The 26,285-nt window shown below is 60.6% G+C and carries 23 protein-coding genes; 5 read left to right on the forward strand and 18 right to left on the reverse strand.

Features of this window, described 5'->3' with window-relative positions; genetic code table 11:
* Positions 1–76: 76 nt before the first annotated feature.
* The 5 genes from PTZ19_RS11045 to PTZ19_RS11065 form a co-directional block, all read right to left on the reverse strand.
* Complete coding sequence (locus tag PTZ19_RS11045) at positions 77–1,408, reverse strand: AraC family transcriptional regulator (RefSeq protein ID WP_276354439.1); 1,332 nt, start codon at positions 1,406–1,408, stop codon at positions 77–79.
* Positions 1,383–2,846, reverse strand: coding sequence for a sensor histidine kinase (locus PTZ19_RS11050; protein WP_276354440.1), 1,464 nt, complete (start codon positions 2,844–2,846; stop codon positions 1,383–1,385). Before PTZ19_RS11050 ends, PTZ19_RS11045 begins: the two co-directional genes overlap by 26 nt.
* Positions 2,843–3,850 carry a substrate-binding domain-containing protein gene (locus PTZ19_RS11055; protein WP_276354441.1) on the reverse strand — a complete coding sequence of 336 codons (1,008 nt, stop codon included), beginning with the start codon at positions 3,848–3,850 and terminating at the stop codon, positions 2,843–2,845. The genes PTZ19_RS11050 and PTZ19_RS11055 overlap by 4 nt, the downstream gene beginning before the upstream one ends.
* Before the next feature lie 178 nt (positions 3,851–4,028).
* Positions 4,029–5,216: an MFS transporter gene (locus PTZ19_RS11060; protein ID WP_276354442.1), complete on the reverse strand. Its 1,188-nt coding sequence runs from the start codon at positions 5,214–5,216 to the stop codon at positions 4,029–4,031.
* Between the two features lie 11 nt (positions 5,217–5,227).
* On the reverse strand, positions 5,228–5,668 hold the full coding sequence (locus PTZ19_RS11065) for a MerR family transcriptional regulator (RefSeq protein ID WP_276354443.1): 441 nt from the start codon (positions 5,666–5,668) through the stop codon (positions 5,228–5,230).
* 206 nt (positions 5,669–5,874) lie between these two features.
* Between PTZ19_RS11065 and PTZ19_RS11070 the strand changes: the two genes are divergently transcribed.
* Positions 5,875–6,732, forward strand: a complete 858-nt coding sequence (locus tag PTZ19_RS11070; protein ID WP_276354444.1) for a manganese catalase family protein — start codon at positions 5,875–5,877, stop codon at positions 6,730–6,732.
* Between the two features lie 94 nt (positions 6,733–6,826).
* Here the strand turns inward: PTZ19_RS11070 and PTZ19_RS11075 are convergent, their stop codons facing one another.
* A complete protein-coding gene (locus PTZ19_RS11075) occupies positions 6,827–7,438 on the reverse strand; it encodes a hypothetical protein (RefSeq protein WP_276354446.1) in 612 nt (203 codons plus the stop codon).
* Positions 7,439–7,604: 166 nt separating this feature from the next.
* Here PTZ19_RS11075 and yyaC point away from each other — a divergent pair, with 166 nt between their 5' ends.
* Positions 7,605–8,201 carry a spore protease YyaC gene (gene yyaC, locus PTZ19_RS11080; protein WP_276354447.1) on the forward strand — a complete coding sequence of 199 codons (597 nt, stop codon included), beginning with the start codon at positions 7,605–7,607 and terminating at the stop codon, positions 8,199–8,201.
* Here yyaC and PTZ19_RS11085 read toward each other — a convergent pair.
* The gene (locus PTZ19_RS11085) at positions 8,174–9,100 is read right to left on the reverse strand and encodes an ArsR/SmtB family transcription factor (RefSeq protein ID WP_276354448.1); all 927 of its coding nucleotides are present in this window, start codon (positions 9,098–9,100) and stop codon (positions 8,174–8,176) included. The genes yyaC and PTZ19_RS11085 overlap by 28 nt on opposite strands.
* 171 nt (positions 9,101–9,271) lie before the next feature.
* On the opposite strand from PTZ19_RS11085, the gene arfA reads away from it, so the two are divergent.
* On the forward strand, positions 9,272–10,783 hold the full coding sequence (gene arfA / locus PTZ19_RS11090; RefSeq protein ID WP_276354449.1) for an arabinosylfuranosidase ArfA: 1,512 nt from the start codon (positions 9,272–9,274) through the stop codon (positions 10,781–10,783).
* A 16-nt stretch (positions 10,784–10,799) separates the two neighbouring features.
* Here the strand turns inward: arfA and PTZ19_RS11095 are convergent, their stop codons facing one another.
* The 8 genes from PTZ19_RS11095 to PTZ19_RS11130 form a co-directional block, all read right to left on the reverse strand.
* The gene (locus tag PTZ19_RS11095; RefSeq protein ID WP_276354450.1) at positions 10,800–11,609 is read right to left on the reverse strand and encodes a hypothetical protein; all 810 of its coding nucleotides are present in this window, start codon (positions 11,607–11,609) and stop codon (positions 10,800–10,802) included.
* Positions 11,610–11,727: 118 nt separating this feature from the next.
* The gene (locus PTZ19_RS11100; protein ID WP_276354451.1) at positions 11,728–12,597 is read right to left on the reverse strand and encodes an AraC family transcriptional regulator; all 870 of its coding nucleotides are present in this window, start codon (positions 12,595–12,597) and stop codon (positions 11,728–11,730) included.
* A gap of 171 nt (positions 12,598–12,768) precedes the next feature.
* The gene (locus tag PTZ19_RS11105; RefSeq protein WP_276354452.1) at positions 12,769–14,289 is read right to left on the reverse strand and encodes a malate:quinone oxidoreductase; all 1,521 of its coding nucleotides are present in this window, start codon (positions 14,287–14,289) and stop codon (positions 12,769–12,771) included.
* A 266-nt stretch (positions 14,290–14,555) separates the two neighbouring features.
* Complete coding sequence (locus PTZ19_RS11110; RefSeq protein WP_276354453.1) at positions 14,556–14,765, reverse strand: DUF4177 domain-containing protein; 210 nt, start codon at positions 14,763–14,765, stop codon at positions 14,556–14,558.
* A gap of 136 nt (positions 14,766–14,901) precedes the next feature.
* Positions 14,902–15,495 (reverse strand): AAA family ATPase, encoded by a 594-nt coding sequence (locus PTZ19_RS11115; protein ID WP_276354456.1) that lies wholly within the window; start codon positions 15,493–15,495, stop codon positions 14,902–14,904.
* Between the two features lie 17 nt (positions 15,496–15,512).
* On the reverse strand, positions 15,513–16,067 hold the full coding sequence (locus PTZ19_RS11120; protein ID WP_276354457.1) for an MOSC domain-containing protein: 555 nt from the start codon (positions 16,065–16,067) through the stop codon (positions 15,513–15,515).
* Between the two features lie 165 nt (positions 16,068–16,232).
* Entirely contained in the window at positions 16,233–16,553 is a 321-nt protein-coding gene (locus PTZ19_RS11125) for a thioredoxin family protein (protein ID WP_276354458.1), read from the reverse strand.
* Positions 16,550–16,924, reverse strand: a complete 375-nt coding sequence (locus PTZ19_RS11130; protein ID WP_276354460.1) for a MerR family transcriptional regulator — start codon at positions 16,922–16,924, stop codon at positions 16,550–16,552. Before PTZ19_RS11130 ends, PTZ19_RS11125 begins: the two co-directional genes overlap by 4 nt.
* A gap of 195 nt (positions 16,925–17,119) precedes the next feature.
* Between PTZ19_RS11130 and PTZ19_RS11135 the strand changes: the two genes are divergently transcribed.
* The gene (locus PTZ19_RS11135; protein ID WP_276354461.1) at positions 17,120–18,313 is read left to right on the forward strand and encodes a lysylphosphatidylglycerol synthase domain-containing protein; all 1,194 of its coding nucleotides are present in this window, start codon (positions 17,120–17,122) and stop codon (positions 18,311–18,313) included.
* A gap of 97 nt (positions 18,314–18,410) precedes the next feature.
* On the opposite strand, the gene gntK is transcribed toward PTZ19_RS11135, so the two are convergent.
* The 3 genes from gntK to PTZ19_RS11150 all read right to left on the reverse strand — a co-directional run bounded on the left by gntK (position 18,411) and on the right by PTZ19_RS11150 (position 24,676).
* Positions 18,411–19,940: a gluconokinase gene (gene gntK, locus PTZ19_RS11140; protein WP_276354463.1), complete on the reverse strand. Its 1,530-nt coding sequence runs from the start codon at positions 19,938–19,940 to the stop codon at positions 18,411–18,413.
* 36 nt (positions 19,941–19,976) lie between these two features.
* The gene (locus tag PTZ19_RS11145; protein ID WP_276354465.1) at positions 19,977–21,338 is read right to left on the reverse strand and encodes a GntP family permease; all 1,362 of its coding nucleotides are present in this window, start codon (positions 21,336–21,338) and stop codon (positions 19,977–19,979) included.
* A gap of 200 nt (positions 21,339–21,538) precedes the next feature.
* Positions 21,539–24,676, reverse strand: coding sequence for an S-layer homology domain-containing protein (locus PTZ19_RS11150; RefSeq protein ID WP_276354466.1), 3,138 nt, complete (start codon positions 24,674–24,676; stop codon positions 21,539–21,541).
* Positions 24,677–24,886: 210 nt separating this feature from the next.
* Here PTZ19_RS11150 and PTZ19_RS11155 point away from each other — a divergent pair, with 210 nt between their 5' ends.
* Complete coding sequence (locus PTZ19_RS11155) at positions 24,887–26,266, forward strand: sensor histidine kinase (RefSeq protein ID WP_276354634.1); 1,380 nt, start codon at positions 24,887–24,889, stop codon at positions 26,264–26,266.
* The last annotated feature ends 19 nt before the right edge of the window (positions 26,267–26,285 follow it).

The raw sequence follows: 26,285 nt of genomic DNA on the forward strand, positions 1-26,285 counted from the left end.
GCAAACCTGCGTGCACCCGCACGATTTTGCGCCGCCGCGGCAAAAAAGTCCATGCCGGGCGAAGGACATCGATCCGTCAAGACGGGTGCAAGTTCGAACGGTACTCCGAAGGCGTGACGCCGGTCACCTTCTTGAACACCCGGCTGAAATAGTTCGGGTCGTTGTAGCCGACCTCGTAGCATACTTCCTTCAGGCTCAGCCGGTCCTCCTCGATGAGCTGCTTGGCTTTGTCGATGCGCAGGCCGGTCAGGAAGTCGATGAACGTCTCGCCGACATGCTGTTTGAACAGTTTGCTGAAATAAAACGGGTTCAAATGGGCGTGCTGGGCGACGTCCTCCAGGGATAGCTCTTCGTTGAACTTTTGCCGGATATAGGCGACGGCCCGGTCGATGACCGACGAAGTCTGCTCTTCGCGCATGTCGCGGATGCGCAGCAACGCGGACATCACGTAACCTTGCCGGATGTCCGTTCCGGCTCCCGCCATCGGGAAGTCGTCGATTTTGCTCTCCTTCAGGTCGTCGAACAGGCAGACCTGCCGATCCCGGAAGGAGACGGTGGAGGCGAACACCGCTTCGAAATAGGAACGGCGCAAGCCGTCCGCCCCGCCGCGCAGCGAACCGATGCCGACGGACGGGTCGATGCCCGTCTGGGAACGCACGGTTTCGAGAAGCCGTCCGGCGAACCGGACAGGCTCCTCCTTCCAATCTCCCGCGGCTTGAGGCGGTTTGCGCAGGAACATCGCCATGTGATGCTCCAATAGGGAACTGACGATGCAGGTGGCTTGGGATTTGGCGAACTTGCGGATCGTCTCGAACAGCTGTCTGCGTTCGTCCGCCGAATCGCGGGCGGGGAAAGCGGCGACGAGACAGCGGCAATCCCCGAGGGGGAAATCCAGCCACTCCGCGAGCTGCCCGATGCCCGTATCCAGCACTTGATCGACCATCAGCATCAGCGCCAGCTCGTTCTCCAAAAGCGGCCCCAGCGTCGACAATTTGCTTTTCAGCTCCAATTGCTCGTCGCGCTGCCGCTTTTCCCGTTCCAGTTCTTCCACGAGCCGCCGGAGCAGGGACGCGATCTGCTCGCGGCCGGCCGGCTTCACGATGTATTCCTTCACGCCGAGCGGCATCGCTTCCTGCGCGTAGGCGAACGAATCGTACGCGGTCACGAGCACGAGCTTGGCGTCGGGGAGCCGTGCCCGAATTTCCTTCAAGGCGTCGATGCCGCCGATGCCCGGCATCTGGACGTCCATCAGCACGATATGGGGGCGCCGTTCGTCCGCGAGCTCGATCGCTTTTCTGCCGTTCTCGGCGTGCAGGAATTCGAACGTATCCGGCAGCAGCCGCCGGACGATCCATTCCAAGCCTTCCCGCTCCAGCGCTTCGTCATCGGCGATCAGCAGGCGGTACATCGGGGCGTTCCTCCTCCTTCTGCATCGGAATGCGGACGGTCACCGCCGTCCCCTTGCCGGGTTCGCTGCGGATGTCCACCGCGTCGCGCCGGCCGCCGAACAGCTGCAGCCTGCGGAACACGTTGCGCGTGCCGAGTCCCGCCGACGGCCGATCCGGCGGTTCCTCCGTTTCCGCGTAGTCCATGCGGAGCAAGGCCTGCCGCGTCGCTTCGTCCATGCCGGCGCCGTTGTCCGCGACCGTGACGACGGCGTCTTCGCCGTCCCGCGCGACGGTCAGCCGAATCGCGCCTCCCTCCTCCATCCGCTCGATGCCGTGCACGAACGCGTTTTCCACGAGGGGCTGGATCGTCAGCGGAGGAATCCGGGCCGGCAGGGCGGCTTCGTCCACGTCGGTCTCGAAACGGATGCGGCGGCCGAAACGGGCCTGCTGGATCGCCGCGTATTCCGCGACGTGGCGCAGCTCCTCCCGCAGCGTGACCGGTTCTTCCGGATTGCGCAATACGTAGCGGATCAAACGCGACATCGAAACGATCAGATCGGACGTTTTCTCCGCTCCTTCGATCAGCGCGAGCTTGGACAGCACGTTCAGCGAATTGAACAGGAAATGGGGATGGATCTGGCTTTGCAGCGCCCGCAGCTCCAATTCCTTCACCAAGCGGCGCTGCTCCAGCCGTTCCTTGTCCCGGTCCGCGGACGCCTTCAAATCCTCCAGCATTTGCAGGAACGCGCCGGACAGCACGCCCAGCTCGTCCTTGGCTTCCGTCGGGAGGGCAGGCAGCGCTGCCTGGGGATGACCTTCGGAAATCCGTTTGGCCGCTTGGACCAGCCGTCCGACGGGCTCCGTGACGCTGCGGGAAATCCAAAAGGCGAGCGCGGCCCCCAACAGCGTCTGAACCGCGATCAAGGCGGCTCCCAGGCGGTTCATCCGCGCGTTCTCCTCCCGCATCCGGCGGAAAATCGGCCAATCGAAGTTCAGCTCCAGGTCCACGAGCCGACCGCCTTCTTCGCGGATGAAGCCGGCGGTTTTCTCCGCGGTTTCGTAGCGGGCCAGCGCATCCGCGACCGACCCGGCCGCGGCCAACGCGGCATCCTCCTGTTCGATCAAGGTGTTCAGCAAATGGACGAATCCGGCCGCGGCGGAGGCGAGCCCGGACGGCCGATCCCCTTGCTCCAGCTCCTGGCGGAATCGAACGAGCTCGGCGCGTCCGGACATGACCTCGTCATGATTCGCGGGAAGCGGATTAAGCAAAAAGCCGTAGAGGGCATCGAGCGACCGCTCCGCGCTCTGCACGGTCTGCCGGTACGACAGCACCCTCTCCATCATCCGGTCGTAGCTGGATTGGATGACGGCCGTGCTTTGGAACAGGAAAAAGGTGACGGCGTTGGCCAGCAGCACGAGCAACGGGATGACGAGCAGCAGTTTGGCGCGGATCGTCATTCGCGGCTTCCCCCGTCGGCGCCGTTTAACCCGGACGTGCCCAGGGAAGCGCGGTCCAGCACGGAGGTGTCCGTATAGTGGATCGGATCCGCGTTATCACCCTGAAGGGCGGCATGAAGCAAGGCGACGGCTTCTTCCCCCATGCCGTAAGGCTCCTGCACGATCGTCGCCGTAATCCGGCCGGCCCGGATCGCTTGCCGCGTATACTCCAGATCGTCGAAGGCAAAGACGCGCACCCGGGCATTGCCCGCGCGACCTGCCGCTTCCGCGATGCCCAAGCCGTCCAGCGCGCTGAAGCCGACGATCGCTTTCAGCCCGGGATCCTTGCGCAGCATGGCCTCCGCCTGCTGCGCGGCCTGCACGCGCGAAACGTTGGAGTACCGCACGTCAACGACGGAGAGCCCGGGGTACCGGTTCACGACGCTGCGGAACCCTTCGAGGCGAAGCCGCTGGTTGTTCGCTTCGCTGCCGAGCAGCGCGCCGATCCGGCCGGCCGTGCCGATCGTCCGGACAACGAGCTCGCCCATCGACGCTCCCGCGCGCCTGTTGTCGGTGCCGACGTAAGCGATCCGCTTGCTGTCCGGTTCGTCCGCGTCCACGGTTACCGTCGGAATGCCTTGGGCCGCGGCCTGGTCGATCAGCTTCGCGTAAACGGGATCGTCCAGCCCTTGGACGATCAGCGCGCCGGCTCCCGCCGCGATCGCTTTCTCGAGCAAGCGGGATTGCTCGGCGGCGTCGATCCGCAGCGGTCCGGCATATTCGACGTCCATGCCGTAACGGCCGGCGGACGCGCGGGCGCCTTGCTCGATCGATCGCCAAAACGGATTGTTCTGAACTTGGGAGATGAATACGACGCGAATCGGAGCCGGCCCGCCGGCATGATCCGGTTCAAGCCGGCGGGCCAAATTCCGGGTCGACGCGGCCGACGCCGCGAATGCCGCGAGCAAGACGAGAAAAGTGACGGCGAGGAGGACGAGGCACGTGTTCCGGATTCGGTTCGACATTCGCAGCCCTCCCCAAGCAGAGCCGTTGCTACCCCTCAGTATGCGGATCTCGCCCGATCTCATACGGCGGCCCGGGGGCAAACGCAAAACAGGCTGCCGGAGGCAGCCTGTGGATGGTTGAAACGGAACGCTTTGTGTGCGATTGCGCAGCAAGCAAATTCTAACGCGAAGCGGCGGTTCAGTGTGCCGGCGCAGCCTCATCCACGTGCTTGACATGGCTGCGGTTGGCCGCGATGAAGACCACCGATGCCAGCACGAAGAGGGCACCGACGATAAACGGCACGTGCGGGTTGAACCACTCCGCCAGCTTGCCGGCGAAGTACGGCGCGATCGCGCCGCCGATGAACCGCAGGAAACTGTAAGCCGCGGAAGCCGTGGAACGCTCGACCGGAGCCGCGTTCATGACCGCCGTCGTGATCAGCGTGTTGTTGTTGCCGAGCATGGCGCCTGCCACGATGACCGCGGCGATGATCACCCATTGCGTATCCGTCCAGATCCCCATGGCGAGCAGCAGAAGCCCGAACAAGGTCAGCATGAGGGACATCGACTTCACCGTTCCGAACCGGGCCTGCAGCTTAGGCGCCATAAACACGGACGTGACGGCGAGCAGGATGCCCCAACCGAGGAACACGTACCCGAGTCCGTGCTCGTCCAATCCCATGACGAACGGAGCGTAGGCGAGCAAGGTGAAAAAGCCGAAGTTGTACAAGCAAGCCGTCAGGCCGAACACGGTCAATCCGCGATATCTCATCGCGCGGAACGGGTCGAGCACGGAAGTCTTTTTCTTCGCTCCGCTTGGAGCGGCGGATTTCGGCATAAGGAAGACGAGCGCGAAGAACGCCACCACCATCAACGCCGCGACGCCGAGGAACGGCCCCCGCCAGGAAATGGCCCCGAGTTCCCCGCCGAGCAGCGGACCGACCGAGATGCCGAGGCCGATCGCCGCTTCGTATAAAATGATGGCTTTCGCCACGCCGCCGGAAGACAGCGAGACGATCGCCGCCAGCGCGGTCGCGACGAACATGGCGTTCCCGAGACCCCATCCGCCCCGCAAACCGACCAGCGTCCAAATGCCGTTCGACATCCCGCCAAGCGCGGAGAAAACGGCGATGAACACGATGCCGAGAAGCAGCGTGCCTTTGATGCCGAGCCGTGACGACAACGCGCCCGTGATCAGCATCGCGACCGCCATGACGGCGTTGTAGCTGGTGAACAGCAGGCTGACTTGACTTGGCGTCGCGCTCATTTGCTCCGCGATGGCGGGCAAAATCGGATCGACGAGTCCAATACCCATAAAAGCGATGATTCCGGCGAAAAAGACGGCCCAAACCGCCCGGGGTTGTTTCATTATACTGTCGTTGCTCATGATTGCGCGATTCACTCCTGATCCGTAGTATGAATGTTGTCCGTTTTGGCCGTCCGGATTCGGCCCAGCAGCTGAACGACATCCGTCCGAAGCCCGTTCAGCTTCTCCAGCCTCTGGTCGATGACGCCCAGCATTTTGCCGGTCATGTCCTCAAGCTCCTCCAGCTTCTCCCGCTTCGTCTCCTTGTCCACGGCGTCATGGATGCCCTGCCGCTGCTGGCGGATCGCTTCGATGATCGAGAGATATTCCTGGAGTTCCTGCAGGGAGACGCCGAGCACGTCCCGGGCATTGATGATCTGCTTCAGCCGCTCGATATGCTTGTCGGAATATAGGCGATATCCGCCCGCGCTCCGTTCGGGAGGCGGGAGCAAGCCGATCTCCTCGTAATAGCGGATCGCCCGTTTCGTCAACCCGCATTCCTTGGCGACGTCTTCGATCTTGTAAATCTGCATGCACGACCTCCGTTTCCCGTTCCGGTAACGTTCATCAATATACACCCGCTTAACCTTTACGTCAACGTTAAAGTTATGGAGGAATCCGCCAAAATCGCTGGCGGCAACGGATTTCCCCCTCCGGCATGCCGCGTTTTTAAAAGCCGGCCCGTGCGCACACTACAATCGCGGAGCCTTGCCCAATACCCCATTAGGAGGTCTTTCGATTGTATTTTTACCAAGAAGACTTGATCAACGTCATCGTGCCGGACGAGCCGGATCCGGAAGCCGCAAGGGTGCTGCAGGAAACGCTCGGAGGCCGCTTCGGCGAAATGCGCACGATGATGCAGTTTTTTTTCCAAAGCAACAACTTCCGGGGCGACGCGCTGGAATTCCGGGACTTGATCCGCGGCGTGTTTCTCGAGGAATTAAGTCATGTCGAGTTGGTTCAGCACACGATCAACCAACTGCTGAACGGCTCCGGCGATTCGCCGAATCCCGGCGCCTCCGGACCTGAAGATGCTCCGCTTGCGGACGCGGTCCGGCACGCCAATCCGCACCATTACATCGTCGGCGCGCAGAGCTCGCTCCCCGTCGACGCGTCGGGGGTGCCTTGGAACGGCAATTACGTGTACAGCCATGGAAACCTGATCAGCGACCTGCTGGATAACGTCGTGCTCGAGTCCACGGGCGTACTCCAGAAATCGCGGATCTACGAGATGAGCGCGAACCGGACGTTCCGCGAAACGCTTGGGTTCCTGATCGTTCGGGACAACGCGCACCAGAACGCCTTCGCCAAAGCGCTGGAGAAACTGGGCGTCGACTGGGGCAAGTTGTTCCCCGTGCCCAATTACGACATCCATAAATATCCGGAATGCCGGAAGTACGTGGATATGGGCTTCCACAACGCGCAATTCAACTTCCGGCTCGACCCGACCCGGATCGGGGACATCTTTCAAGGCGAATCCCCGAGCCGGAATGACGGCAAGCTGCAGGTCATTCCGCCGCCGCGGGGTTACCCGCTGCCGATGCTGCCGGAAATGCCGAACGAACACTCCCCCGGTCTGCAAGACCTCCATGCCTGAAAACGGCGATCGCCCCTTCCCGCGCGTCTTAAGAGCAGGAGAGGGGCGATTTACGTTCGTGAAGGGAGAGGCAATTCCCGTTCCGCAACGGGAGCTAGGTTAGCGGTTTCGCCTTCCGGCTTCGGGCCGCTTGTTCGTCCGCTTCCCGCAATCGCGCCATGTTGCGGATAAACTCTTCGTCCGTCGAAGCTTTGCCGACCATGGCGTCCGGGAAACGGATCGATCCGATCTCCCAATTTTTCGTCTGCTCGTTATAACGATAGCCTTCCGACTGCAGGTGCTTGCGCCGGGCGTCTTGAAACGCCGCCTGCCGCCCTTCTCCCCGCCGCGGATTCTCCGCTTGCGCCTCGGATACGGACGCCGCGTCCGCCGGGACTTCGACCGGAGGCTTGTCCTTGGACAAGATCACTTTTTTCTTCCCCGCCAGCCATCCGAGATCGTACCTCATCCTCGGCGTAATGACGTAGCAGCTTTTCCCTTTTACCGTTTCCTTGCGGATTTCCCGGTACAAGGCCTCCCGTTTCTTGAAGCCTTCCAGCACTTTCCGGATTTGTTCCTTCTCGACCGCGACGGGCACGATTTCTCCCCCCGGCATGAATACGTCGCACATGACTTGCGTAAACAGGAATTCGCCGTATGTCGTATCGTAATATCCGCTGAATTCGACGAATACCTCTTGGCCGCCGACGGTAACTTTCTTGTTCATCCGTATCCCCTTCCGCTCATCTTTCTCTATTATATCCCAGCAACCCCCGTTCATGTCGAAACAAAATGCCCGTACGGGGTCCTTTTCGCGCGAAATCCGACAGACTTTTCCTGCTACAATATGTATCCTATCATCAACAAGTCCCATTTCCGAGGTGAACCCGATCGTGAATCCGGCCCAATGGACCGCACCGCCCCTGAAAATCTCCCATTCCGAACCGGCGGCCGCCGTCCGGCTCGCCGCATATTTGAAAGCCTGCATGCGCCCTCTCGCCCAAGGGCGGAGCATCGTGGTCGTCTGTCTCGGCACGGACCGTTCGACCGGAGACTCCCTTGGTCCGTTCACGGGCACCGCGCTGGCGAATCGCCGGACGGCCGATTTCGATCTGTACGGCACGCTGGAGGATCCGGTGCACGCCATGAACCTCGAAGATACGCTTTCCGCGATCCGGAAGCGCCATTCCCGTCCGCTCGTCATCGGAATCGACGCCTGCCTGGGCAAGCCGGCCAGCGTCGGATATCTCTATGCCGGGACCGGGCCGATCCGCCCCGGGGCCGGCGTGAACAAGGAGCTGCCGCCGGTCGGGGATCTCCACGTTTCCGGCGTCGTGAACATCGGCGGATTCATGGAATATTTCGTGCTGCAGAACACGCGTCTCCATCTGGTCGTGACCATGGCCGAAACGATCGCCATGGGCGTCAGCGAAGCCATCCGCCAAACGATGGAGGAAACCGATTATTCCCCGCGTTCGCTTTTCCGGTAATACACCCGGATTTGAATGTCTTTGTCGTAGTTGCCGAAGCCGGATCCGTACAGGGTCAGCCCCCCGACATGCTTCGCCCCTTCCTCCACGGCGAACCGCAACGTCCAGAAAGGCTCCTCCAGCCGCAAATCCCCGATCGCGGCATCCGACATCCGCACGCCGTCCATGTAAGTTCCCGAAGCGTCCACCCGGATCGTTTTCCAAAGTCCGTATTGGTTCACTTCTCCGTTCCACCACTCCGGCGTATACCTTCCCCGCGCGCTGCGGCCGAAATCCCCCGGACTCGTCCAGGTGCCGAGCGAAACCCCGTTGAAAACGAACCGGATGTCGGACGGCCAATGATCGCTTACGCCCGGCGCCTCCGACGCGATCTCCATGGAGATTTCCAGCTCCTCCGCTTCCTGTCCGTCATGCAGGTAGTTCGGCGTCTTATACTCGACGTACCCTTTGCCGAACCAGAGGATGGCCGCATTCACCCGCTCGGGATCGAGAAAGTACCGGGGGTCGTCGAAAAGCCCGATCTGCTTCTCCCGGGTGGCGAGGCCGCAAGTCGGAAACACTTCGAACGCCGTATAATGACCCACCGGAATCGACTGGTCCAGGTACGTCCGGTTCGGCATAAGGGCCGGCAGCTGGATCTCGACGGCATGCTCTTTGAGGAAACAGATTTTGTGCGTGCCTCCGTCCCGGCGAACCCGCCGCGTGCCGATCAGCTCCGCCAGCTCCAGCTTGCGGATGTGCATCGTGACGATCGCCGGGCTGAGGCCGAGTCCCGCCGCGACCTCCTTGACGTTCATTTCCTTCTCCGCCAGCATCTCCATGATCCGCCACCGAACTTCGCTGGCCAACGCTTCGTACAGCGGCATGAATTTGCGGTCCGCGTTCGCTCGAATGGTCACGAATAATTTCCCCCTCGAAGCTTATAGATTAATATAAACATAAATCTATGAGGAGGGCAAACTTTTTATCTGTCGGATATTGCACATCGGATTGAACTGTAGTTTAATATTCGTAGAATTCCTATATTTTTGGATTCATAAATACATAAATTTATTGTGAGGTGCGTAAACATGGCATTATCCGCCAAAATGATCGTCGACAAAGATTTCGCGATCGGCCAGGTCGACGACCGGCTGTACGGATCGTTCATCGAGCATCTGGGCCGCGCGGTGTACGGAGGCATTTTCGAGCCGGGCCATCCGGAAGCCGACGATCGCGGATTCCGCCGGGACGTCCTGCGGATGGTGAAGGAGCTTCGCGTTCCGATCGTCCGTTATCCGGGCGGCAATTTCGTGTCGGGATACGACTGGAAAGACGGCATCGGTCCGGTGGAGAACCGGCCGCGCCGTCTGGAGCTGGCCTGGCGGACGGTCGAACCGAACCGGTTCGGCCTGAACGAGTTCGCCGATTGGGCCAAAGCCGCGGATTCCTCGGTCATGTGGGCGATCAATCTGGGGACGCAGGGGATCGAAGACGCGCGGAACGTGGTCGAATATGCCAACCATCCGTCCGGCAGCTATTGGAGCGACCTGCGGGTCAGCCACGGCTACCGCGAACCGCACCGCATCAAAACGTGGTGCTTGGGCAACGAGATGGACGGCCCTTGGCAAATCGGCCACAAAACGGCGGAAGAGTATGGCAGGATCGCCCTCGAGGCGGCCAAAGTGATGAAATGGACCGATCCTTCCATCGAGCTTGTGGCCTGCGGCAGCTCCGGGCTGGGCATGGCGACGTTCGCGGAATGGGAAGCGACGGTGCTCGACCATACGTACGAGCACGTGGATTATCTTTCCTTGCATACGTACTACGGCAACGCGGACAACGATACGCCGACGTTCCTGGCCCGTTCGTTGCAGATGGACGATTTCATTCGCAGCGTGTCGGCGATCTGCGATTACGTCAAAGCCAAAAAGCGCAGCAAAAAAACGATGTATTTGTCCTTCGACGAATGGAACGTCTGGTTCCACTCCCACGAATCGGACAAAAAACTCGAGCCGTGGCAGGTGGCCCCGCCCCAGCTCGAGGACGTGTACACGATGGAAGACGCCTTGGTCGTCGGCTGCATGCTGATCAGCCTGCTCAAGCATTCGGACCGGGTGCGGATCGCGTGCCTGGCCCAGCTCGTGAACGTCATCGCCCCGATCATGACGGAGAACGGCGGCGCGGCTTGGGCCCAAACCATCTACTACCCGTACATGCACGCCTCTTTGTACGGCCGCGGCCGGGCGTTGGTGCCGCTCGTGCAATCGCCGAAATACGACACCAAAGAAATCACCGACGTTCCGTATTTGGAGTCCGTTGCGGTTCATAACGAAGAGAGCGGCGAGATCACGATTTTCGCGGTCAATCGCAGCTTGGACGAGGAGCTTCGGTTCGAAGCGGATTTGCGCAGCTTCGGGGCTTGCTCCTTGATCGAGCACCTGGTGCTGGATCATGCCGACCTGAAGGCCGTCAATACGGCGGCGGACCCGGCGCGCGTCTCGCCCCGCGCGGGCGGCAGCGCGAAGGTGGACGGTTCCCGCGTGGGCGCCTCGCTGGCCAAAGCCTCGTGGAACGTGATCCGTCTGCGAGTCGAGCCTTAATCCGGGCCCCGGCGGCTTAAACCAGCAGCCGGAGCATCTGGACGACCGGACGGCCGTCGCCCGTCAGCTTCGCTTCTCTGGAGCGAAGTTGCGACGAGCCGTCCCCGTCCAGGAAAATGCCGTCCACCAACCGTCCTCCCCCGATCCTCGTCTTCACCGTTTCCCGGAATTCGGCCAGCGTGCCGGGCGTCGCGCTTACGATCAAGTACAAATTCCCGTCCGCGTCGTAAACCGCCGCCGAACGCAGCCGGGCTTCATCGGCGAACGGCGCGTTTTCGTGCGCGGCCTGCTCCGCCCAACGATCGTCCGATCCCAGGCTCATGCTGACGCCCCCTTGCGCCCAGTAGCGCGAGCGGTCCGTTACCCGGATTTCCGCCGCGTCCCGCACCACCTGCACGCTCAGCGCGTTCGCCGCGCCGTCCCAGACGAGCGTTCCTCTCGCGTACTTCACGTTGGCCCCGCCCGCGCCGTAACCGCCCGTTTGCCCGTTCACCGGAACGTCGTTCACGACGGCGATGCTCAGCAGGTCATTCTGGTAAAAGAAACCCCCGTTGATGCCATAGTAAGGCGTGGAGACGACGTTGCCATGTACGGCCTCGGGAAGGACGTTGGACGGTTGGACGCGGAGATAATGAAGCTCCATGCCCCCGCCCAAAGCTTTCACGACGCCGTACGCATACGCACGCGGCCCTTTCTCTTCGACGCCGGGCCCCTCTCCCGGGGCGGCGATCCGCGGCAACAGCGCGCAGAGCAGCGCGAACATGACCGCGATCCCCAAGGAAAGGAAAATCTTCGTTTTATTTTCGGCAACCGCGTTTCCGAACATCCTCGCCGCGTTCTCCTTCGTGCTTTCCGATTGTCCGGTAATGACCGGCACTCCAGATTAGACGCTGCCTTATCGGAAACGTTGCACGCGAACGCGGGAATCGGGGATGCCGATGCTTTTATTTTTGCTTAATGGGGATCCAGATTTCGCTTTTGTATTGCGGCGAATCCGTGTTTTTCCCTTCGTTCCAGAGGATTTCCGGCCCTGCGCTCAGCTCGTAATCCGTGGACGGGAACCATTCGGAATAGATCCGGCCCCAGACATCCTGCAGGGCGCTCGGGAAAGTTCCGACGGCCGTGAATACGGCCCATTTGGAAGCCGGCACCTCCAATCGATCCATCCCTTCCGGCACGTCAAGCGTCGTGGCCGCGCCGATATGGTGATCGCACTCGCCTTTCTCCTCCATCCTGCCTTCGCCGAAATTCGCCGAAGCGCTGATGAGGCCCGAAGGCTCCATGTTGGACAGGTCCTTGATCGTGCGGATCCACTCCGGAGTCAAGCTTTCGTACATCGCCGCGATCTCCGGATTCACTCCTTCGAATACGACTTTCACCCTCTTCTTGATCCCCGCGATGCGGAAGGCCTCTTTATCCACGATCCGGTAATTCATTTCGTCTCCTCCTCGAACGGTTAATTGGAAAGTCATTCTCGGGAAAGCTTTCAGGAACTGTCCCCGCGCCCGGGCATCCGAAGGGGAAATCCCGTGCATGTTCTGGAACGCTCTGGCGAACGAGTCCGGCGAGGCATATCCGTATTTCAGCGCCGCGTCGATCACCTTGACGCCGCCGCGGCTGAGCTCGAGCGCCGCCATCGTCAGGCGTCTTCGCCGGACGTATTCCGAGAGGGGGATGCCGGCGAGAAAAGAAAACATCCGGGTAAAATGGTATTCGGAGCAGCAGGCGATTCTTGCCGCCTCCTTCACGTCCCATGAATCCAAGTGCTCTTCGATATACCCCATGGCTGCGTTCAACCTCGCGAGCGTATCCATGTTTCTCCTCCTTTCGTTGCTAAGCATAGCAAGAACCGCTCCCGCTTTCCCGATATTCCCTGCACCGTCCTGCAGGATGGGCCGATACGCCGACAGCGGCAGCCCGGGTGTGGACTGCCGCTGCCATATGGATGGCCGTTCCCGGCCGCCGAACGGCCGGAACGGATCGGTTTAGGATACGACGGTTTGGCGCTCCGCCTTCGCCGGCTGGGGTTTGCCCAGCCCCAGCGCCTGCGACGTCGAAGCGTGGATTTGTTCGATCAGCTCCGGGTTTTGGAGCAGCGAAACGCCGTAAGAAGGAATCATTTCCGTAAGTTTCGGCTCCCACGCCTTCATGTGCTGCGGGAAGCATTTCCGGATCAATTCAAGCATGACGGAAACGGCGGTCGAAGCGCCCGGGGAAGCGCCGAGCAGCGCGGCGATCGAACCGTCGGCGGCGCTGACCACTTCGGTGCCGAATTGGAGCGTTCCTTTCCCGGCATCCGTATCTTTGATGACTTGCACGCGCTGGCCCGCGACGACCATATCCCAATCTTCGCCCTTGGCGTTCGGGATGAACTCGCGCAGCTCTTCCATGCGTTGTTCTTTGGACAACATCAGCTGTTGGATCAAGTATTTGGTGAGCGGGACGTTCTTCACGCCGGCCGCGAGCATCGTGAACAAATTATGCGGTTTGACGGACGTGATCAAATCGAACACGGAACCGGTTTTCAGGAACTTCGGCGAAAAGCCGGCGAACGGTCCGAACAGCAGCGACTTCTTGCCCTCGATGTACCGGGTGTCCAAGTGCGGCACCGACATCGGCGGAGCGCCGACCTTCGCCTTGCCGTACACCTTCGCGTGATGCTCAGCCACGATTTCCGGATTTTTGCACACCATGAAGAGGCCGCTGATCGGAAATCCTCCGATATGCTTCCCTTCGGGAATTCCGGATTTCTGCAGCAGATGCAGGCTGCCGCCTCCGCCGCCGATAAAGACGAATTTCGCCGTGTGGCGGGAAGTTGAGCCGTCGCCGAGGTTCCGCGCCTTAAGCTCCCACGAACCGTCGCGGGTACGTTTGATGTCTTCGACTTTATGCTTGTACTTGATTTCGACGTTGTGATTCTCCAAATGGTCGAACAGCAAACGAGTCAAAGCGCCGAAGTTGACGTCCGTCCCGGCATCGATTTTCGTGGCCGCGATCGGTTCGCTTCCGGCGCGGTCTTTCATCATCAGCGGAATCCATTCCGCCAATCGGGCCGGATCTTCGGAGTATTCCATCCCCTGGAACAAAGGGCAGGCGGACATCGTTTCATACCGCTTTTTCAAAAACGCGACGTCCTTGTGCCCTTGCACGAAACTCATATGAGGCAGCGGCGTAATGAAATCTTGCGGGTTGCGGATCAAATTCCTGCTCACGAGATAGGACCAGAACTGCTTGGAGACCTGGAACTGCTCGTTGACGTTGATCGCCTTCTTGATATCTATGGAACCGTCCGGTTTTTCGACGGTGTAGTTCAGCTCGCACAGGGCCGCGTGCCCCGTACCCGCGTTATTCCATGCGTTCGAACTTTCCTCGCCCGCGCTCCCGAGCTTCTCGATCACCGTGATCTCCCAGTCCGGCGCCAATTCTTTGAGCAGCGTCCCGAGCGTCGCGCTCATGATGCCGGCGCCGATCAGGATCACGTCCGTTGTCGTTTGTTGATTGCCCATGATTACCTTCCTTATTCCATACGTTTTGCGGATCCCTACACAACATAGACATATTGTAACACTATTGCATATCGAGTCATATATTTATCCGCTATTTTATCGGCGTGATAGATTTATTAAATCACTGGCAGAAGGGTTCGATTCCGACCAAAAAGACCAAGAAAAAGAACGAAAACCAAAGCCGTCTCCCCATCGTATGCATGGGGCGACGGCTTTGGTCTGCCATTCCGGAAGCGGATCGGGCCGCCGCGGCGGCCCCCGTGTCTTTACGCGTTCTCCGAAGGTTCGATCGTATCCGTCAGCGGCCGCTCGAAGATGATTTCGTACGTCCTCGGTCTGCCTTCCATGTTGAAATCCGCGGGCAGCACCTGAACCAAGCGCCATCCCTTCCGGGCGAATTCCAAGATCGTTTCCCGGTGCGTCGCTTCCGAGAAAAATCCTCCCGGCGAAGCCTCCACGAAAATATACTCGTACATGCAGTTCACCTCCAATAGATTCAATCAAGTAATCATACGTCGTACGCAGCATAAGGGGGAATTGCCGAATTCCCCGTTCAACCGCTGAAATCGCGGCCCGATTTCCCCTTTTCTCGCATGATGAAAACGACATTTTTCATTTGATCCATCGGATATGCCGGAACTGCGTGGCCAGACGGTCGTACGCCTTCTTCGCCGCGCTTCTGCGATCCGGCAGCAGAGGGAGATGGGCCGACGAAGCGATCGCGTTCGCGACCTCTTCGAGGGTCATCCGGTCCGTTTCGAGATGTTCGCGGAACCTGTCATCCGACAGCGAAGCCACGCACCTCTCGATTTGCCGGGCCGCCCAGGAATTCGGCCCTTCCCCCCTGCTCCTCAGCCTTCGCAGCAAAGTATCCGGGGAGGCGAGCAGCGCGAAATGGCGAACGTCCGCGCCGTCTGCCCTTAACCGGCCGACGATTTCCTCGAAATACCGAGGAACGACGACCGTCATCGGGACGAGGATCGTCCCCTCATGCTCCCGGCTGATGTAACGGAGCATCGAGTAGTTGATTTCCCGCCAAAGCTCGTAATCCTGGAAGTCGTCATGACGGCGGAACGGCAGCTTTCTGCGCAGGAAATACCCGACATTCTCCGGGTCATAGATCGTGGAATTCGGAAGTCTCCGATGCAATTCATGGGCGGTCTGGGTTTTCCCCGACCCGAATGCGCCGTTGATCCAGATGATCAACCTTTTTCGCCCCCCGTCTATACCCGTTCTAACCGGCGAAACGGCTGCTCCGGCAGCCGAACCCGAATCCTGTCGCCGGGACGGACTTCTCCTCCTGCGATCACGATCCCCATCACGCCGGCCTTCCGGACGAGCTCTCCGTTGTCGTCCCGATCGAGGACGGCCGACATCAAGCCGGGTTGAAACCGGTCCAACTGCGCGCAAGGATTCCGGAGACCCGTGATTTCCACGACGGCGGCGTTCCCGATCTCCAGCCGGGTTCCCGCGGGCAGCGCCAGCAAGTCGATTCCTCGGGTCGTGATATTCTCGCCCATCTGTCCGGCGGATACCGTGAAGCCTCGCGTCCCAAGCTCCTCGAACAGCTCCGAGTGGATGAGGTGGACTTGCCGCAGGTTGGGCCGGCTCGGATCGGCGGCGACGCGCGAGCGGTGTTGGACCGTCTTACCCGCGTGCGCGTCGCCTTCCGCGCCGATCCCTTCGATCAGGAAAATGCGGTCTTGGGAAAATTTGCTGAACGAATGGGTTACGCTGAGGCTGACGGACTCGACGGACGCGTTTTCGTATGACGTCATGCGTATTCCTCCTGCCGTTTTTGGTCTGTTACTCTCGCAGCGTCATTTCCATCGAAATCGGCTCCTTATCCTTTCGCGGAACGCGCCGGAATTCCCTGCCTCTCATCCTCTCCGGATCGGGACAATGCAAAGGCGCCGCATCGACCGGACGCGGCGCCTTCGCAATCATCCTTCGTATTTCCCGAGCACGCTTTCGTACGCGCTTCTCGGCCGGAGTCCGACCAGCTTCTCGACCGGCTGTCCGTCGTGGAACACGATCACGGTGGGCATCGACATGACGCCGTATTGCCCGGCCGTTTCGGGGGAATCGTCGCAGTCGACCCGGATGACGGCCAACCGTTCCCCATAGCGCTCGGACAACTCCTCCAGAATGGGGTGCAGCGCCTTGCAAGGCGGGCACCACCGGGCCCCGAACTCCACCAGCGTCGTGCCGCTTGGGCGGATCGCCGATCCGAAATTCGCGTCGTTCACCGCTAGTACGCTCATGGTAACGCCTCCTCGCCGGGATCTCGCTCGAGCAGAATGGAAGCGATGCGGTCCTCCAGGTTCCGGCGGATGTTCGTCAGCAGCCGGATTTGTTCGTCGATCTCCTCCAGCTTCGACCGGTAAAGCGGCAGCACTTCCTCGCAAAACGCTTCTTTATTCTTCAGCACGCAATGCAGGAAGCCCGCGATCTGTTCCGTGGACAGCCCCAGCTCCAAATAGAACCGGATCGTGCGAACCTGCTCTTCCGCCAGCGGGGAATACTCCCGGTAGCCGTTGACCTGGCGCAGCGGAGTCAGCAGCCCTTGCTGTTCGTAATACCGCAGCGACCGGACGCTGACGCCGGTTTTTTCCGCCAACTCCCCGATTTTCATCCGCCGTCCCCTCCTTCCGCCCGAACTGCTTCCATTCTAAACCCTGACACCGGTGTTAGAGTCAAGTCCCTTCATGATACCATGTTCGCGGCAAATCGGGCGATGCCGATTCGTTAAACGGGCTTTTTTGCGGAAGAGGGAGTCTGGGCATACTGGTGAACATCCCCATTCCGCGAGATTTGGAGAGGTCCATCCATGGAAGCTTACCGTAAACGGTTCACGAAGGACGCTTTGGCCGAACGGCTGCGAAAGCTGTCGCGGTCCCGCGCGATCCATGTGCTCGTGCCTGCTGCCATCATCGCCGCGATTTATTGGGAAGGCCGAAGGGAAATCGCGCGAATCGATTGGAGGACGACATGGGGATCGATCCGGGGGATGGACATGCCGTCTCTCCTGCTGCTGGCGGCATGCAACCTGGCCGCGGTCGCTTCCGTCTGCAGCTACGATTTCATCCTCCGCTGGCGGTACCGGGTTCCGATCGGACGATGGACGACCTTCCGGTTCGCCTGGATCGCCAATACGTCCAACAGCGTGATCGGCGTGGCCGGCCTGGCCGGGGCGGGTTTGCGCACGCTCCTCTACCGAAGAAGGGGAGTCCCGCTGCGGACGGTCGCAACGTGGATCGCGTTCCTCTCGACGATCACGGTGACGGGACTTTCGCTGCTCTCCTGGGCCGGCATCGCGGGGCTGCTTCCGATCCGCGGGATGATGGCCGCCCATCCGTGGATTCGCTGGATCGTCTGGGGAGAAGCCTTGTCGCTGCCCGTGCTGATCCTGATCCAAAGAAGCCGCCGGCTGGCCGCTTGGATCCGCCAAGAACGGAAACCCGTGGACGGGGTTACGATCTTCGCCTCGGTCGCCGCTTCCCTGCTCGAATGGCTTCTGGCCGGGACGGCGTTCTGGCTCGTCGCGGCGCGTTTGCTGCCCGGAATTTCCCTGGAGGACGGCTTGGCCGTCTATCTCGTCTCCTCGGTGGCCGGGCTGGTGAGCATGGCCCCGGGCGGCATCGGCGGCTTCGACTTGACCGCGCTGATGGGCCTGGCGGGGCTCGGCTGGGATTCCGGCGCCTCCGCGGCCGTCCTCATGCTATACCGGGTCATGTATTACCTGTTTCCCTGGTTGATCGGGTTGGTCATGGCGGCAATCGAATTCGCGGCGGTGCGCGGGAAGACGCGGCCGGCGGCTGTCAATCGCGTGCCTCCTCCTCATCCGAACGCGAAGCCGGGGCCTGCCTCGGTTCCTTTATGGACTCCTACCGTAAACCAAGACACGATCGAGAACCGGCGGGACGATCGTCCGGAAACGGCGGACGGCCCGTTGCCGAACCCAACCGCTTGGGCCGGCGAAACGCAGGCGGAAGAACCCCCTCCTGCCGACGCTCCTCCCTGATCGCGAAACGAAGAAAGCTCCCGTTCGGCTTTCGCCGTCAGGAGCTTCCCGAATGGTTGGGCATTTTCCGCCGTTTCCGATTGCAGCAGCTTGCGTTTCACCGGATCGACTCCTGGAAACGGGAAATCGCCTCGTACTCGTCCGTCAGCTTGCGCGAGACCCGGATGAATATCGGCAGCAGACGGTGGTAAACGGCCGCGTTCGCGGGGTCCGGCTTGTGGGCGTGCGTGGCGCCGACCATGTCCGCGACCCGCTCCAGCCGATCGATTCGGCCGACGGCGAACAGCCCCAGCACCGCCGCGCCCAAGCAGGAGCTTTCGTAGCTTTCGGGCACGACGACTTCCTGGTCGAAAATGTCCGCCATCATCTGCCGCCACAGCTTCGAACGGGCGAATCCGCCGGTGGCGTGAATCCGCGTCGGCCGCCCCATCTGCTCCTGCATCGCCAGCAGCACCGTATATAAGTTGAACATGACGCCTTCCAGCACCGCCCGGATCAAATGCTCCTTCCGATGGTGCAGGGTCAAGCCGAAAAAAGACCCCCTCGCGTCGGCATTCCATAACGGAGCGCGCTCCCCGGTCACGTAAGGATGGAAGAGCAGTCCGTCCGCGCCCGCCGGCACCTTGCCCGCGATCTCCGTCAGCAAATCGTACGCGTCCATGCCGAGGCGGCGGGCCGTCTCCGCTTCGGAGCCGGCCAACTCGTCGCGGACCCATCGGAACAGAATGCCGCCGTTGTTGACCGCTCCTCCGATCACCCAATGCTTCTCCGTCAAGGCATAACAGAAGATCCGTCCTTTCGGATCCGTCAACGGACGGTCGACGACGGTGCGGATCGCGCCGCTGGTCCCGATCGTTGCCGCGACGACGCCCGGCGAGATCGCGTTCACGCCCAGGTTGGAAAGCACGCCGTCGCTGGCCCCGACGATGAACGGCGTGGAGGCGGCCAGCCCCGTCTCGGACGCCCATACGGAAACCATGCCGGTGAGCGCATAGGTCGTCGGCACCGGCCGGGACAGCTGGTCCCGCGTCACGCCCGCGACCCCCAGCGCTTCCTCGTCCCAGTCCAGCTTCGCCAGATTGAACAGGCCCGTCGCCGAAGCGATGGAATAATCGATGACGAATTCCCCGAACAGGCGGGCCAGCACGAACTCCTTGATGGAGATGAACCGGACGCCTTCCCGGAACAGATCGGGCCGTTCCCGCTTCAGCCACATCAGCTTGGGGAGCGGCGACATCGGGTGGATGGGCGTCCCGGTCCGCATGTAAATCTCGTGGCCGCGAAGCTCCCGCTTCAGCCGGTCCGCCATTCCCGCGCTGCGGTTGTCGCCCCAGGTAATGCAGGGAGTCAGCGCTTTTCCTTCCGCGTCCGCCGCGATCACGCTGTGCATGGCCGAGCTGAAAGAGACGAACAGCACCTGGTCGGCCCTCGCCCCGCTTTGCTCCATCACCTGCTTGAGCGTGTACAGGACCGCCCGAAAAATTTGGTCGGGATCCTGCTCCGCGATCGCCGGCGTCGGGGTATACAGGGGGTATCCCCGGTCCGCCTTGGCGATGACCCGCCCCGCTTCGTCGAACAGCACGGCCTTCGTGCTCGTCGTCCCGATATCGACACCGATCATGTACATGAACCGCTTCCCTCTTTCCTGGGTCGTCCGTCGCGATTAAATAAACGCGCTGAGCACCAGAGCGAGCGCCAGTCCGACCACGGACAGGATCGTCTCCATCACGGTCCACGATTTCAGCGTCTGGGCTACGGACATGTTGAAGAACTCTTTCACCATCCAAAAACCCGCGTCGTTCACGTGGGACAGGACAAGGGAGCCGGCACCCGTGGCCAGTACCGTAAGTTCGACGTTGGCTCCGGGGTTCATGGCCAGCACGGGGGCCACGATGCCCGCGGCGGTCGTCATCGCCACCGTGGCCGAACCGGTCGCGACGCGGATCAAGGCCGCCACGAACCAGGCGAACAGGATGATGTTGACGTGCGCCTGCGTGGCGATGTCCGCGATCGCGTCGCCGACTCCGCTGTTGATCAGCACCTGTTTGAACGCGCCGCCGCCGCCGATGATGAGGATGATCGTCGCCGTGGGCGCCAAGCACTCGCTGGCGAACTTCGACACCTGGTCTTTGGTGAAGCCCCGGGAGAACCCGAGGGAGAAGAACGAGAACACGACGGCGATCAGCAGCGCGATCACCTCATGCCCGATAAACTCGGCGATCGCCGTCAGCGGGCTCGAGTCGTCCGGATCCGCGATGCTCGCGATCGAACCGACCAGCATCAGCAGGACGGGCAGGAGGATCGTGAACAACGTGATTCCGAAACCGGGGAGCTTGCGGGTGTCCTTGGAGGAAAATTGCTCGACCAGCTCTTCGTTCGGATGAGGCTGGATGCGGCGTCCGATGATCTTGCCGAAGAGCGGGCCCGCGATGATCGCCGTCGGCAAGCCGACGATAAGCGAATACAGGATCGTCCGGCCTAGATTGGCTTGATAAGCGTCGATCGCGATCATGGGGGCGGGGTGCGGAGGGACGAGTCCGTGCACCGTGGACAAGCCGGCCAGCACCGGGATGCCGATCTGCAGCAAGGACATGTTCGTCTTGCGCGCCACGATGAACACGATCGGAATGAGCAGGATGACGCCGACCTCGAAAAAAACCGGAATGCCGACGATGAACCCGACCAACATCATCGCCCAATGAACCCGGGTTTCACCGAACAGGTTGATCAGCGTCGTCGCGATGCGTTCGGCGCCGCCGGACTCCGCCATCATTTTGCCGAGCATGGTGCCCAGGCCGATGACGATCGCGATCGTCCCCAGCGTGCCGCCCAATCCGCTCGTGATGGCTTTGATGATATCCGGAGACTTCATCCCGGCCAGGAAGCCGAGCAGCAAGCATGACAACAGCAGCGTGACGAACGGGTTCCATTTGAATCGGGCGATCATCACGATCAGAAACGCGATGCTGATCAGCGCCCAAAGGATCAAAGTGACGTTATGGCTGAGGCTGTACGTCGCAAGCATGCGGCCTCGACTCCTTCGAAGGGAATTCCGTCCCCTTTGGCAATAGGGGCGGCATTCCACCAGTATTCCCCATTCGGCTTTCGGCAACACGGCAGGTCGATTCCAACCCCGACCCCATGATTCAAAAACAATGCTACATAAAAACCAACCGACCCCGTCAAAAGGGATCGGTTGGTTGGATGAAGACGCATCGCCGAACGTCAGACGAAATTCGCGAAATCGACTTTCGATTGTATCTCATTCCGGGTGAGCGGAGCGTTCTTCGTCGTTTTAGCGTTGGTCAAATATAGCATGTAGTCGTTCTTTTCAGCCGGCGTCACGTTGTTCAGAGCAAGAAACGGAGAACTAAGCGCATCGAGAAGAGCTTGCGCATCTCCTCCGTCGATGGCGTCGTTGACGGCCTGAACATACGGCCCCCGGAGATAGACGAGGTTGATGACGTTCAGAATGTCCTGGTCCGACAAATCCGCGTTCTTCTTCGTCTTCGCGTCAAACAGCGTATCCTGCAAATCCCCGGCATAGTCGGAATCCAATTGCGGATAGAGCTTCTGGAGCGCCGCGAAAGTGACCGCCGAATTCCCGTTGTCGATTGCCTCGTTGATCAACTGCAAATAGGAATTCGCATTGACCGTATCGATCTTGTTCTGGATCTGATACCGGACAAGCGCGGAGCCTTTGGCCGTTTTGGCCGCGGACAACGCCAGATGATATTCATGGGCCAACGCGTCATCGATTGATGTGAGATCGGCTCCCGGCGCCTTCAGCTTCGACAAAGTGACCTGCTCGTCCGTACCGTCGAGCGCCGCGTTGATGTCCGCGACTGCAGGCGCATATAGATTCATTTCCTGGATGACGGTCTGCATGGTGTCCCGGTACAACGTTCCGCCGTGCACGAATTTCTCGAAGGCGAGCGTTTCTTGATAATCATGGATATTGCCGGCGATGACTCCGGTCAGGAAAACGTTCGGCGCTTTCAATGCCATCAACGTATCGGCTTCCACTCCGGCATCGATCGCTTCGTTGACGGCTTGAACCGCAGTGTTGACTTGATCCAGCCACGCTTGCGTGTCCGGCTTCGTCCAGCTTGAAGTATCCCCGCTGCCCATGACTTGGGTAAGCATCGCGAGATAGGCGGCAGCATTGCCGTCTTCGACGGTCAAGTTCGGCCCCTTGAGTGCCGACAGCAGGGCCGCGGCATCCTGGGAATCAATCGCGGTTTCGAGCAAGGGACGCGAAGCGACCCACGCGTTTGCGTTGTCTATGATGTCCATTATTTCGATTCTCGACAAATCGGCACCGGCAGCCTGTTTCGCCGCTTGCAATTCGGCCACATATTCGTCCACGTTGCCGTCGATCACAAACAAGATTCCCACGCTTTCATTTCTCAGCATCTGCAGCGCCAACGAAGCATTGCCGATGTCGATCGCCATGTTGATGAGCTTGATGGATGTCGTTAGATCGGCACCGTTGGACTCGTCGATCTCCTGCTGAATTTCCTGCGCCGTTAAATTCGCGCCTTTCGCGGTTTTGGCATTTTGCAGTCCCTGCAAATAATAGGCCGCCTGATCGTCGAAAATCCACTCGATGCCGGCCAAAGGATCTTTCAACGCCGTAAGCAGCGCCTGAGGATCGCCTCCGGAGATAGCGTCGTTGATTGCGGCAATCGCTTCGGCATACGCGTTGATGTTGTCGATCGCCGTCTGAATTTCCGCTTGCGTCAGGGGCGATCCTTTGCCCGCCGACAATGCGCTTAACAGCGCGAAGTACAACTCCGCGTTCTCGTCTTGCACCCCGCTGATGTTCGCATCGGGATCTTTCAGCGCGATGAGCAAGGCATCCGCATCCTTTGCCGAGATGGCGTTCTGGACGGCTGTAAGCGCATCTTGCGGATCCGGCTGAACGTTCCCGCCGCCATTGTTGCCTCCGCTGTTGCCACTATTGTTGCCTCCGCTGTTGCCGCCACTGTTGCCTCCGCTGTTGCCGCCACTGTTTCCGCCAATCGAGCCGCCGGCATTCCCGCTCGCGCTGCCGGAGTTTCCGCTAGCGGCGCCCGCGCCTTCCAGCTTTCCGGGCGGATGCTCGAACGTGGAATCTTTCGCGTTCTCGTCCAGCACGGCCTTTTCGATGGTCCCGGCTCCCAGCACTTTAAGAGCGGCATGCAGAGTGAGCAGAACGATTTTCGAATCCGTTGCCAATTCCAGCGTATTGCCAGCCGCCTGATTCTCCACCGTCAGCGTTTGGATCGTACCTCGCGCGCCATGAATCGAGAGCTTCGCAGCCGAGACCGTTACGGACTTGAACGAACCGGACAGCCTAACAACCGATCCCGGCGGAATTTCGCTGCCAAGAACCATTTCGTTGATCCCGAAGCCCTGAACGGCGTTCTGCTCGATGTTCGCGGCGGATTGCACCGTCATGCGGTCCGCCTTCGTCTGTCCCTGCAGCACGATGCGAACCGGTCCCTGATTCTTCCTGACTTCAATAGAGGAGAATACGCTGTCCGCGAAATGCAGGCTGCTGCTGCCTCCCCCGCGTATTTCGGTCGCGCCTTTCACCGTCACCCGCTGCAAATCGACATCGCCGTTGCCGATCGCTTCTCCCAGAACCAGCTTGCCCTCGATCACTAGGTTGTGCAGCTTTACGCCAGGCGCGCTCACTTCTACGTTGCCGTATATGGTTCTGCTCCCGGTCTCGGGACCGTACGAACCGGCCGAGGCGTAGACGGTCGTATAGGCTTTCAACGCGGAGTCCAGCGCCACCACCGCTTCTGCACGGGTCATGCCGCCTTCGGGACGGAAATCCCCCGTCGCGTATCCGCTCATGATGCGCGCGCCGACGACGGCGTCGACCGCCGGCTTGGCCCACTCCGGGATGCGTCTCGCGTCGCGGAATCGATCGGCCGCGCCTTCGCTTGGCGCGAGCGCAAGCAGCTTGGCGATCGCCGCCGCCGCTTCCGCTCGGCTGATCGAGGCATTCGGCCGGAAGGATTGATCCGGGTACCCCTGGGTATAACCGGCCTTCACCGCCTTCGCGATCTCAGAGTAGGACCAATCGTTCGGCTTGACGTCCGGGAAGTTGATATCCGCTGCTTCGTCAAAACCGAAACTCCGGTTGATCAAGGCGGCAAACTCCGCCCTCGTGACCGGCGCATCCGGCTTTATCGCGCCTCCGTAGCCCTGAAGCCAGTTTTCCACATTCCATCGCTTCAGCGACGGTTCCGCCCAATGCCCTTCCAAATCCGACGGTAACCCCGCACCGGAGGCCGCAGCCGCCCCTGAGCCGATCATCCACGCACTCAGTATCACGAAGGCCCGCCGGCTCGTTTTTTTCCAAGCCATTCCTCGATTCCTCCTCTTCCCGACAAGCGCGGACAAGACGCGCCCGTTCGAAACTACGGTACAATTGTAAAGGAAGGCTCCGGACGGAAATATGGCCGAAAACAAACTATATCTTTTCGCTCTTCGATATCGTATAATGTCTACTTATGTTAAAATCATCCAGGAAGAGGCTTCGACAAGCAGAGATGCGGAGGGTTTTCCTTGCTGACGATGCTGATCGTGCAGCTCGCGACCGCTGTAATCGTGGCTTCGGTCTACCGGCGCAGCGAAGCCGCAAGATGGTTCATCTTTTTTTTGCTGTGCGGATGCCTGGGAGACTTGTACCGGATCGCGGAAGATTCCGTCAAACCCGCCATGCGGGCGGGCGGGATGCTTGCGGCGGCGGAAAGGCTGGGCGAAATCCAGCCTTATCTGTACTTCGTCAATTTGACATGCGCGCCATATGCGATCCTGATGTTTGCCGTCATCTACTCCGAGCGGGTCGGGAAACGCGCGAAAAACCGACTGGCGATCGGATTGGCCGCCCCCGTCGCGATCATGATCGGCACCACGTCTTTTGCGCCTGTATGGCGGATGGACTACGCCCTGTTGCTCGCATGGGCCGGCCCCTACTACCTTTCAGCGATCGCGCTGTTGTTCTGGACCGCCGCCAGAGAGAGAGCCGGGACGAAACGGCGCGGCAAATGGGTTCTGGCTTTTTTGGTGGCGCCTCCTCTCCTCGCCTATCTTCTCCTGGATACCGTCCCCCATGCCCTGCGGCAAGAGCAGACCTACGTCGCGTTTCTGCCGCCGCTGATCGTCCTCGTATTCGCCCTTTTCGTATTGTTGGGCATCCGCTTCGGGGTTATGGGGATCCGCATCCGCCTGGAAAAACAGGTGTTCGACAGCACATACCAGGCCGTCGCGTTCGGAAGCGGCTCCCTTCATCACATGTGGAAAAACCGGACGGCCAACATGTCGCTGCTTCTTCGCAACGCGATGGATTCCGATTTGGTGCGTCGGGATGAGACCGCGTCGCGCAACATGGATCTGCTGCATGAAGAGATCGAGCGGATGGACGAGATGATGGCGAGGCTGAACAAACAGCTGCGGGATATTGCCGTTTACGCGCGGCCTTGCAAGCTGAAGCCGCTAGTGGAAGAAGCCGTCCGCGGCAGCTCCGCATGGATCGAAAGCAAAGGGATCCGGATGGCGGTCGATATCCGCGGCGAACCGGAGCTCGAAGCGGACGCCGTTCACATGACGGAAGTGCTGACGAACCTGATCCGCAACGCCGCGGAAGCCGTTATCCCTGGCGAAGGGCGCATCGGGATCACCGTTTACGAAGACCGCAAAAACGCCGTCCTGTCGGTCACCGACAATGGGCACGGAATGTCGGGGAAGGAAGCGAAGAACATTTTCGGCCTGTTCTACTCCACCAAGGATCCGGAGCGCAACTTCGGGATCGGCCTGGCATACAGCCTGATGGTCGTGCGGAAGCACGGCGGCACGATCGAAGTCGCGAGCGCCCCCGGCCAAGGAAGCACGTTTCTAGTGCGGCTGCCTAAAACCCGGTCCCCTGCGAGGAGGTTTGACGCGCATGACCGATAATCGGATCCGTGTCTATATT

The organism is Cohnella caldifontis, assembly GCF_029360585.1.
Lineage (GTDB): Bacteria > Bacillota > Bacilli > Paenibacillales > Paenibacillaceae > Cohnella > Cohnella caldifontis.